The following is a 10,336-nucleotide window of genomic DNA, read 5'->3' on the forward strand; positions in this document are numbered from 1 at the left end:
CAATCCACGGCCAACGGCGCCTCTGCTGCCGCTTCGCTGCCTCCCGCCTGCGGAGCCGGGTCAAGGCCGGTTGGAGCAGTACACCCTGCCAGGTGATGTGGTTTGTGGTGGCATCACGCCATGAAAGACCCCTTCTCCTCCACGGAGGCATCGACGCTGCTGTCACCGGTGGGGTCCGTGGACCGGGACGCCGCGCGCCGGGCAGTCGCTGACCGCGCCATCGATCGCACCGACCTCGCGCAGCTGCTCGACCTGCTCGGCCTGTGCCGTGGGCGGGCGATGACCCGCCCGCCCACGGCACAGGCCAGTGCTCTGGCGGATTCAGGTGAGGGCGCTTCCCGGACCTTGGAAGAGGAACGCCGTCGCTGTCCACCATGAGGTGACCGCTCGCGGAGCGCCCCTCCGCCGATCCGGCGCTTCGTCGCAGAGGCGGGCAGGCCGTGGGTCGTGGCCTTCCCGGGTCATGGTCGGGACAGTGCCTTCGTCAGGTCGTCGCGGGTCATGTTCGAGCGGCCAGGGAAATTGGCGGCTGCCGCCTTCTTGTAGAGGTCTGCCTTCGACAGGCCGCTCAGATTGGAGCGGATCCGCTTCTTCGCGGCCAGCTTCTTCCCGGCCGTGGTCTTCCCGGAGGCCGTGGCCTTCCCGCCCGTCCTCTTCGGGCTTTCGGCACGCGCGACGCTGGCGCGCAGGGCACACCATCAGGGAACGGGCGGAGCGGACCCGAGAACAGCAGGCCAAGCGTATGACCGACGCCGGCCTCGTGTGCACGGTCGAGAACCTGAAGCGCTGGGAGACCGAGAAGCGGTTACCGACTCCGGTCTGGCGTCCGGAGATCCGCACCGTCTACGTCCCGCACCGTCTACGGCCTGACCGACAAGCAACTGGACCAGGCCCTGGAGAACACCCGGCGCCACCGCAGGCAGCAGAGGATGGAGGACGACGACGTGAAGCGACGACAGCTGTTCACCCTGGTGGCGGCCACGGCGGGGTTCGCCGTGCTGCGAGGCATCGCACAGGCCCGGGAAGGCATCGACACCGGCCTGGACGCCGACAGCGCAGGCGATCTCGCCTACCTGGAGGGCGCCTTCGAGCGGCACCGGGGCGGCTACAACGGACGGGCGCCCGACGCAGTCCTCGGGGAGATGCGCGAGGACCTGGCGCTCCTCGCCGCAGCCCTGCGCCGGCCTCACCCCGCCCGGGACCGTACCGACCTGGCGCGTACGGCCGCAGGGATCTCGGGCCTGGTGGAACGTGTCGACACCAAGATCAAGGCGGTGCGGGAAGCCGAGGCCGAGATCGCTCGCCGACGGCCGCCCCGGAGCCGTCGCGGTGGTGGAGCGAGTACGGCATCGGCGTCCAGCGACAGCCGACCCGCGTCCACACCAGCGACTGCCCCCAGGGACCCCGCTCTCGCTCCGTCACCCGGGACATGGCCATGGAAGTGCTGCGTACCGTGCCCTCCGTGATTGCGTGCCCGCTGTGCCGCCCGGATCGCGAGCTGGGCCTGCTCGACCTGCAATGGCCGGCACCAGCGGGAGACGGCGCACGGGGGCAACGACCGACGGATTCGCGCGTTGTTCACCACGTGGATGACATGGAGAACCCTCCGGGCCGGGTCCGGATCGAGAGCCGCACCCGGATCTGAACCGACCGGCTACACCCGGGGGACCGGGGGCCCTGATCACGTGGGCGTCCTGGGGCGCCCGACAGTACGGAGCTGGCCTTGCCAAGCCGCCGAAGAGGGGATGGGAGTCGCCGTGGTCGCGCTGGTCAGAGCGATCGGGCGTCGCACGGGTCGAGGGCCGCAGCCAGGGCTGTGAAGGAGGCACTCCCGGATAGGTGGCGGCGCAAAGCGAGAGGCGAGCGGCTGATTCTGCCGGCGTTTAGACACGAGACCGCGCAATGAAGGTAAGTTGAGGGTAAGACCCCGACAACGACATGGTCCTTCAATCCATTTTGCCACCTTGTCGGCGAAAAGCGAAAAATGCCATAGGGTGCCGGAAGTTCGACCTCAACAAGGAGCCTTCAATGCAGATTTTATCGATAGCCGAGGAGTGGGAAATGTTTCGCGCTTGGCTAGAAGCAAACGCCCCGGGAACTCTCCTCTCCCTGAACCCACCTGCCAGCGAAAGCGAGATCGAGAGGCTTGGCACAGTAGGGTATCTTCCCCCCCCAGACTTGCCGGCCCTTCTCCGCTGCCACAATGGAGCCCCTCCTGTCACGCGAGGCGGCGCGCTTTCTGCCTATCTCCCCGGGGGGTATTCTCTCAAGAGTGTCGATCAAATTTTGATTGATCGCACCGTCATGCTGGAGGATATAGAATACGAGCGTAGGCGAGGTACGCTTGTGGACAATTACGGCCTTACCTGTCATTCAGATTGGCTGCCCCTTGCCAGCGACTCAGCTGGAGGTCAACTGTTTCTAGACAATCGTACCGGCCCATTGCTCGGTTCCGTGCTTGCCTATGACGACGGGCGCTTGCAGTATCAGCCGAAGTGGCCCTCATTGCGGAGCATGCTAGGGGAAATGAATTCTTCCGTCAGGGGTCGTGGGACTGCCGGAGGGCTAATGCCGCGAGTGCGGCCCGGCGAACTAACCATCGAGTGGTATGATCCGCGATTTTCTTAGCTTGTTCATTACCTGCCAAGGTCAAACCCAAAAGATCTTGGTAGATAAATAACAAGCTTACAAAGCCAGCCGGGGGCACGTCGGCTGACGCGCCCCCGGTGATCAAATCCTCTTACGGGATGGTACAGACTTGAGTCGTGCTGCATCCTTCATATCGAGGCGACTCGAAGTAGAATCCGTCATCCTGCAGCATGCGGTTTGCCAGGTAGAAGTTTCCGAGGTCGGAGCCAGCGGCTTCGTTCTGAATGGCAGGAATGGCCGCGCGGCCACATATTTGAGGCCAGGTAGCGCCGGAGGGTAGAGCGTAGCGCCCGTCCGTGTTGAGCATCCACTTACCATTCACGGGCTTAGCAAACAGTTGCACGCACGGCTTTCCGTTCGTGTAAGTCTGGCCGCCACTCTCCCTGGTGCGGGCGAATGGGAATTCATCGCACTGAATCCCTTTTGAGTCGCCGAGGGCGTCCGGGTGGGCGGACCATGGTTCAAGATTCGCCGTCACACCTCGATCGCAAACCCGCCGTCGATTTTCGGTGGCAGTCGGCCCGTCGGCTTCTCGGTGTAGCGGGGATTTTTCCATTCGGCTTCCAGGGTGGGAAGCGAGTTTCTCCCGGAGCAGCCAGTAGTATGCGGCCGCTACTGGATAGCGTTGGTCATCCAGCTTCCAAACCGGCTTATGGCCAGACATGACACACGCGGGTGCCGTAGAGAGTCTACTGTCGCACCGGATCTGCCCAAGTGGCACGGTTTGCCATTTGGCTCCTTCGATGTCATCCGGCTTGTATCCCGGAATCATGAATTTAACCGATGCGCCCAGGTCGAAGAAATTGACCGCGTCGGTTGCTCCATTTGTCCATTGAATGAGGGCGGATGCACTGGCTTTGTGTCGGTCGGTGAGGCCGAACCATGTATCCCCTTCGGGCCAATTCGCGAATGTCGAGTTGTTGCAGACCGCGACAGTGAGCCTTTTCCAACCTCACGTTGACACGTGGTGAAGGACGAGGACGGCTTGGACGACCGCTGTGATGCGGTTGGTGCTGCAGCGGAGCTTGCGTAGGAGGCGCCAGCCCTTCAGGGTGGCCATGGCCTGCTCGCCGAGGCAGCGGATCTTGGCGTGGGTGCTGTTGTGGCGGCGCTGCCACCGCTTGAGGCGGCGTCCGCGGAACGGCACCCGGATGGAGCCGTCGGCGCCCTGGTATGCCTTGTCGGCCCAGCACTTGAGGCCGGCGTCGGTGAGTGCATCGATGATGCCGTGGGTGCGGGCGGCGGTCAGGTCGTGGGTGGAGCCGGGCAGCGCGGGCGAGGCCCACAGCAGGCGGCCGAACGGGTCGGTGAGGACCTGGACGTTCATGCCGTGACGTTTGTGTTTTCCCGAGTAGTACGGGGTGTCGGTGGCGATCCGGTCAATCGGTAGCAGGGTGCCGTCCAGGATTACGAACGCCTTGGTCCGCGCGACGTGCATCGCGTCGGCCAGGGTGGGCGCGAGAGCGGCCAGTACGTCGACGGCCTCGCGTATGTAGCGGTACGCGGTCGCGATGCCGATCCCGAACCCGGCGGCGAGCTGGGCGTAGGTGTCACCGCACCGCAGATGGGCCAGGGCGAGGAGAGCCTGACGGCCGGTGGTCAGACGCCGCCACCGGGTCCCGATCTCCCCTCGCCGTACAGCGAGTCGTCCGGTCAGGTACCGCAGGGTGCGACTGGACAGGTCGATCGACGACGGGTAGACAAGCACGCGAAGCTCCTGGCGGACGGCGGATCTTGGTCGTGAACCCGTCTACCAGGAGCTTCGTCGTTCCGTTGATCCGTCCAACACGCCCCCAGCACCACCAGGTTGGAAAAGGCTCACTGATCAGCGTGCCGCGTGGCACGGGTATCCGTGGAGTACTCGACTGTGCGTCGGCGCAGGCCGGGTTCCGGCCCCGTATCGCCTTCGAGGTAGCCGCTCTGCGGTTCCTCGCCAAGCTCGCTGCGCGCGCCTCGGCGTGGCGGTGGTTCCCGCTCTGCCTGTCGGCGCGGCGTCAGCCCTCGGGCTGCGGACGCTGGAGATCACCGAGCCGCCGCTACGCGCCCGGGTCGCTCTGGCCTCGCGGACGGACGGCCCCTCCAGCCGCGAGGCCACCGTCTTCCTGGACCTGCTGCGCACAACTCTCACCCTGGCCTGGCCTGGCCTGGCCTGACCGGCCGGCCTGCGGGGCGCCGCCTCGGCGGCGTCGGTGTGGAGCGCCACGCGGTGGCGTACGCGGGCCCGGGGCAGAGCTGCGTGCACGCGGCACGACTGCGGCGGCGTCGTCCCCGTGGGCTGGTGCCAAGAGCACGGAACGCAGGCCTCGCCGGTAATGGAATGGCATGCCGGCGGCGGTATCCGCTGCGCGCTCCTGGCCCGGAGTGGGGGGCAAAAACAGCGGGCCGTTGACCCGCCGCCGGCGTGCGGGTGTGGGGATGGCCTCGGTGATCGTCCCCCGGTAGCTCAGGCCTGGATTTCGGCGAGGAGCATGCGCAGGGCCAGGCTGTGCTTTTCATGGGCCAGGGCGTTCAACGCGGGGGTGGCGTGGGCCATGCCGCCGGCCCGGTCGCCGGAGCGGGCAAGCATCAACCCCCCGATGCCGCTCCAGATGCGTCGCGAAACGCGGCAGGCAGGCGGGCAGCCGGTATGGCGTCTGGGTGAATGCTGCCCTGGCTGGGCACGCGGTTCGTTGGTGGGACGTGACGCTCGTCGGCGGGCCTCGTTGATCGTTACCGCACGGCGAGCGCGCTCGCCGGGGCCGCACCGTGTCATTTCCGCGGCTGGTAGATGGGTTCGAGCCGGAGGTAGACCGCCCGTGGCGGTGAACGGAAATCCCACCGTCAGGAGGCGCCGGCTGGGCGCGGAGCTGCGCCGGCTCCGCCTGGCCAGCGGCCTGACCAGTAAGCAGGTGGCCCAGAAGCTGTTGATCTCCCAGCCTAAGATCAGTTTCCTGGAGAACGGCCACCGCGTTATCAAGGCCCGTGACGTGCGGGACCTGTGCGCCCTCTACGGGGTCACGGATCCGCAGGTCGTGGACTCGTTGATGCGGATGGCCAGGGAAGCGGAACGCCAAGGCTGGTGGGTCGCCTGCGGCGAGGTTCCCTACGCCGTCTACATCGCCCTGGAAACCGAGGCCTCCTCGATCCGCTCCTACGAGCCGCTGGTGATCCCCGGCCTGCTGCAAACCCCCGCCTACGCGGCCGCGGTCATCGCGGAAACGATCCCTCAGGCCACCCCTGAACAGATCGCGGTACGCCGTGAGGTCCGGCTGCGCCGCCAGCCCCGGGCCCACCACCCCGCCCGCTCTTTCCGTTTACGGGTCGTGCTGGACGAGTCGGCCTTGCGCCGTGTGGTCGGCAGCCCCGAGGTCATGCGTGAACAACTCGAGTACCTGAACCACCTCGCCGCGCAGCCGCACATCACCGTGCAGGTCCTGCCACACGCTGCGGGGGCCCACCCGGGCATCTCGGGACAGTTCTCCATCCTCCACTTCGAAGCGGAAGCTCCCGGGGCCGGGACGGTGTATCTGGAGCGGTTCACCAGCGACCTGTATCTGGAGAAACGATCCGACGTCGAACGCTACGGCGCCATGTACGACCACCTTCAAGTCCAGGCCCTGCCCCCGGACAGCACCCGCCACTTCATCACCCGCGCCACCGAGGAGCTCCCGGCCGCACCGCTTGCCGGCCGACCGTGAGCACCGCCCCAGCGCCGATCACCGCGTGGCGGCGTGGCGCCTACATCGGTGAGGAACGCACGTCGCATCACCGAGTCCTCCATCCAGCACGCCGATGGTGCCGCGAGGTACAAGGCGGGGGAGGCGACCTTGCCGCGTTCCCACCGGGCGACGTACTCCCTCGAAACGTCGTCCCGGGGCCCTGGTTGATTTCGTCGGCCAGGCGGGCCTAGGACCAACCGTGCGCATCCCCCCAGCTGGCGTCGACTCCCGCCTGCGGATGTCACGCGGGATGCCGAACGCGGTCCCGATGGCCGGGGTGTGGCCTTGGCGGTGCAAGACCTTCGGCGGCGCGACGTCGCCCTGGCGCGGGAGTGACGAAGCCCGTCCGGCCCGGTTGGCCGCTGGTGTCAGCGTTGCCACCCAGCACCCGAGACTCTTCGCCCACTGGGCGGTGACCCCGAGGGCCTGGTGACCAGGATGACAAGAGCCGTGTGAACCGAGAGGTTCACGCACGGTTCTGTGGGAGCCCGGAGGTGAGCCCCCTCCGGGCGACCCGACTTCGATTTCCTGGCCAAGTGATCGCCTGCACCGCGCCGCCTCGTCACTGTTCTGTCGCAGCGAAGGTTGAGCGCTTCTCATCGAAGGTCGGGCGGGGAGGGTCGTTCGTTTCCGTCGCCTGGCGAGCGGCGAGGATCGCGACGTCGTCCTCGTACGCACCGTTCGCCAGGCGGGTCAGGAGCGTGTCCAGCATGTCGTCGAGAGGGCCGTCCGCCGGCAGGCTCACCGTCTCCAGCGCCTGCACCGAGATGTCGATGTCTGTGCCGCGGCGTTCCACCAGGCCGTCCGTGTAGAGCAGCAGAGTGGTGCGGCGGTCCATTCGTACGGTGATCGATTCGTAGCCGCCGATTCCGGTGCCGATGGGCGGGCCGGCCGGGAGCCACAAGACCTCGATGGTGCCGTCCGGTCGCACGGCAGCGGGCGGCAGGTGCCCGGCGCTGGCCGTCGTACAGGTGCCCGCACCGGGATCCATGACCGCGAGCAGACAGGTGGCGAGGCGGTCAAGGCCGAGGTGCGCGACCTGGCGGTCGAACTCGCCGAGGATCTTGTCGACGCCCGCGCCGAAAGCGGCGATGGTGCGCAGCAGGGAGCGGTACTGGCTCATGGCGACAGCGGCCTGGAAGCCGTGGCCCATCACATCGCCCATGACCAGCAAGGTGCGGGAGCCCGGCAGGGGAATCGAGTCGTACCAGTCCCCGCCGACGAGGACGCTGTGGCCGGAGGGGAGGTAGCGGGCGGCCACCTCCACAGCGGGGTGGGGGGTGCGGGGTTCGGACAGCAGGGCCCGCTGGAGTTCCAGCGCCATGGTGTGTTCGTAGCTGTAGCGGCGCGCACTGTCGATGGAGACGGCGGCTCGGCCGGCCAGCGCCTGGAGCGTCGCGAGGTCGTTGTCGTCGAAGGGCTGCGATGCGCCGGCCCGACCCAGAAGGACGACGCCGACCGGGCGGCCTGCCGTGATCAGCGGGGTGACGAGAAGCGAGTGGATGCCGGCGGCTCGGAAGATCTTGGTCCGTTTGGGGTCCGTGGTCACCTTCTGGAACAGCTCGTCCGAGGCCAGGTTGCCCAGCCATGGTCGCCCGCTGTCCAGGCAATGGCGTGTTGCGACGCCACGGGGAACGTCGACGTACGGTCCCGGTCCGCCCAGCTGCTGCAGCACCCATTCCATCCCAGGGGGTGCTGAGCCCCTCACCTTGCGCAGCCGCAGGAAGCCGGGAGGGGGTGGGGGAGCGCCGGTGAACTCCTCTTCGACGATTCCCACCGCGGCCATGTCGGCGAGTGAGGGGGCCAGGAAGTCGACCAGCTCCTGGCATGTGGTTTCGATGTCGAGTGTCGTGCCGACGCGCGCGGCAGCGGCGTCCAGCAGGGCAAGCCTCTGATGTGCGGTCTCCAGGTCGTCCATATAGCGGCGCAGATTGCTGATCTCCACGCCGATCCCGCATAGACGCGCGTCCTGTCCCGGTAGATCCACCCGGTGATAGACCGCGCGCCAGAGCCTCTGCCCCAGCGGTGAGGAGACCCCTGTCGTTCCTGCGATGGTTGCCTCCCGAGGTTGACCGTCTGCGAGCACCTCGAACAGGACGTCGTCCGGGCTCTGGAGGTCCGGCAGTACTTCCCCGAGCGTTCGTCCCAGGAACGCAGTGGCGGGCACGCCGCTGACCTGGACCCATGCCGGGTTGACGTACAGATGGCGCAGCTGCGCGTCGAGAACGACGACGGGGGCCAAGGTCCCTTCTACAAGCTGACGCGCCGGAAGGCCATCACCTTCCGGAAGGAGCCACTGCGGCATGGGGTCCTCACCGTCCACGGGTTTCCTCTCGCTTTCTTCCCCCGGAGCCGATGCATACCCCGTCCGGCGAAGTGTCCTCTCGCGGCGAGGTGGGGTGCATGAAAGCGGAACGGGGGCGTGCCGCAGTTCAGAGGTCCGCAGAGCCCTTGTGGCATCGGCGACACGGTCACATGTGCCTGATTGCTTCTGTCCGGCGTTCGATGCACCGCTGACGTGTTCGATTGACCATCGGTGAGACGAACCATCAGTACCCGGTCTTCGCTGCGAACCGCTTCGGTTCCGGTCTTTCGACCGGCCCGTTTCCCGGAACCGCTTCCCGAACCGGGCATGCGACTTGGCACCGCACCCGGCTCTCCACAAGCCCCGAAGGGGTTCGTGGTGGTTGCCCTTATCCCGTGATGTCCCAGGGCGTGGGAATCGCCACACCCCGGTAGCGGTAGCGAGTGGTGCCTACCGTGATCGGGTTGAACAACTCCCGGGTCTCCCCGGTCCACCATGATCTACGGCCGCAGTAGCGGCTGAAGATCTTCCTTCGGCCCGTCTTGGGGTGTTTGCGCTGGACCCATCTCCAGACCGTGTGCCACATGTAGTTGCGCAGGTAGGAGAAGGTCGCGAAGGACACCCGGGCCGGAAGTAGGCGCACCAGCCCCGCACCGCCGGATTGATCCGTCCCGCCGTTGTCGGGGCTGCTTACCGCCCTCCCCGGCGTTCCCCGGATCAGGCTGCCCCCAGCTTCACCAGGCCGCTGCGACGACCCGGTGGTGGTGGTCTTTCACCTCCACTCGATTACGTAGCGCCTCGTGGCGCACTCCTGTGCCATCGAACCTTGATCTTGCGCCATCGAACTTTGACGGATGCGATTTTGTGTCATCGCAGTTTGATCACAGCAGGTCAGAGGCTTGCTGTCGCCGAACCTGTCGCCCGAGGAGGACCGCTCCGGCGGCGCGGCCGACCGTGGCGGCCCGAAGGTCACACGGCACCGCAGTTCCGGGGCGATCCGATGGCACACGCTCAAGGTTCCCTGTCACAGGAGAGCGTGTCTCACCCAATCCATTCCGGGGAGAGGCAGCATGGTGCTTCGGGAGGCAGCCAGAGGAGGTAGCTGTGGGGTCTCGTCGACTCTGGTTGCGAGCTGGCGTCGTTGCCCTATTGGTTGCTGCTGTTGCTGTGGCTTTCGCAGTGCCGGGGATTGGTAAGTGGATCGTGGCGGCGCTTCTCGCGGGCCTCGCATCAGCTCTCGGCGGGCTCGTGGCCCGCGGGGCCGACAAAGCCATCTTGCGTGGCCGTGATGCCATGCTGGCTTCCACACCTCTAGTCCCCATCATCCTGAAGGCTGAACAGTACGGTGGTATGCAGGGACACATCGGCCCTCCACCCGAGTCAGACAAGTCGGCCTACGGTGACTGGATGGGCAGGTCTCCTGGGTGGGTGTGGCTGGGGGGAAGTTCCGTGGATCTTCTTGTTGAGGCCACTGTTGATCGTGCCGTGATCATCAGAAAGCTGGAGGTGCGCGTGGAATCACGGGGTGCCCCGCCCGGCAACATCTACCCCCGTGGACCACTGGCCGGCGCCTCCCTGCCACCCCGCTTCTTAGACGCCGTTTCTTATGGCGTGATCGTTCGTTGAATCGTGCATGACGGATTTGGTTGAGCGGCTGGTGCCGGATGAGTTGTGGGTGTTGTTC

At 66.6% G+C, this 10,336-nt stretch carries 9 protein-coding genes and 1 pseudogene; 6 read left to right on the forward strand and 4 right to left on the reverse strand.

The annotated features are described in order from the left end of the window. The first annotated feature begins 120 nt into the window (after nucleotides 1-120). The 4 genes from ACIPK4_RS37020 (at nucleotide 121) to ACIPK4_RS37035 (ending at nucleotide 2,628) form a co-directional block, all read left to right on the forward strand. Nucleotides 121-378, forward strand: a complete 258-nt coding sequence (locus tag ACIPK4_RS37020; RefSeq protein ID WP_402321488.1) for a hypothetical protein — start codon at nucleotides 121-123, stop codon at nucleotides 376-378. A gap of 566 nt (nucleotides 379-944) precedes the next feature. Continuing rightward, entirely contained in the window at nucleotides 945-1,466 is a 522-nt protein-coding gene (locus ACIPK4_RS37025; RefSeq protein ID WP_402321522.1) for a hypothetical protein, read from the forward strand. Next, nucleotides 1,349-1,645, forward strand: coding sequence for a DUF6233 domain-containing protein (locus tag ACIPK4_RS37030; RefSeq protein WP_402321516.1), 297 nt, complete (start codon nucleotides 1,349-1,351; stop codon nucleotides 1,643-1,645). Before ACIPK4_RS37025 ends, ACIPK4_RS37030 begins: the two co-directional genes overlap by 118 nt. A 416-nt stretch (nucleotides 1,646-2,061) precedes the next feature. Next, complete coding sequence (locus ACIPK4_RS37035) at nucleotides 2,062-2,628, forward strand: SMI1/KNR4 family protein (protein WP_402321519.1); 567 nt, start codon at nucleotides 2,062-2,064, stop codon at nucleotides 2,626-2,628. Between the two features lie 973 nt (nucleotides 2,629-3,601). Here ACIPK4_RS37035 and ACIPK4_RS37040 read toward each other — a convergent pair. Further along, a complete protein-coding gene (locus ACIPK4_RS37040; RefSeq protein WP_402321491.1) occupies nucleotides 3,602-4,357 on the reverse strand; it encodes a transposase family protein in 756 nt (251 codons plus the stop codon). A 256-nt stretch (nucleotides 4,358-4,613) separates the two neighbouring features. Here ACIPK4_RS37040 and ACIPK4_RS37045 point away from each other — a divergent pair, with 256 nt between their 5' ends. Continuing rightward, nucleotides 4,614-4,802 (forward strand): hypothetical protein, encoded by a 189-nt coding sequence (locus tag ACIPK4_RS37045; protein ID WP_402321494.1) that lies wholly within the window; start codon nucleotides 4,614-4,616, stop codon nucleotides 4,800-4,802. 290 nt (nucleotides 4,803-5,092) lie between these two features. Here the strand turns inward: ACIPK4_RS37045 and ACIPK4_RS37050 are convergent, their stop codons facing one another. After that, nucleotides 5,093-5,215: a hypothetical protein gene (locus ACIPK4_RS37050; RefSeq protein WP_402321496.1), complete on the reverse strand. Its 123-nt coding sequence runs from the start codon at nucleotides 5,213-5,215 to the stop codon at nucleotides 5,093-5,095. Between the two features lie 229 nt (nucleotides 5,216-5,444). Between ACIPK4_RS37050 and ACIPK4_RS37055 the strand changes: the two genes are divergently transcribed. Further along, entirely contained in the window at nucleotides 5,445-6,326 is an 882-nt protein-coding gene (locus ACIPK4_RS37055; protein ID WP_402321499.1) for a helix-turn-helix domain-containing protein, read from the forward strand. A 583-nt stretch (nucleotides 6,327-6,909) separates the two neighbouring features. Here the strand turns inward: ACIPK4_RS37055 and ACIPK4_RS37060 are convergent. Together ACIPK4_RS37060 and ACIPK4_RS37065 are read right to left on the reverse strand one after the other, a co-directional pair. Next, nucleotides 6,910-8,670 (reverse strand): SpoIIE family protein phosphatase, encoded by a 1,761-nt coding sequence (locus tag ACIPK4_RS37060; protein WP_402321501.1) that lies wholly within the window; start codon nucleotides 8,668-8,670, stop codon nucleotides 6,910-6,912. A 370-nt stretch (nucleotides 8,671-9,040) separates the two neighbouring features. Beyond that, a pseudogene (locus ACIPK4_RS37065) lies at nucleotides 9,041-9,318 on the reverse strand (group II intron maturase-specific domain-containing protein). Between the last annotated feature and the right edge of the window lie 1,018 nt (nucleotides 9,319-10,336).

The organism is Streptomyces sp. NPDC086989 (assembly GCF_044745505.1).
In the GTDB taxonomy this organism is placed as follows: Bacteria; Actinomycetota; Actinomycetes; order Streptomycetales; family Streptomycetaceae; genus Streptomyces.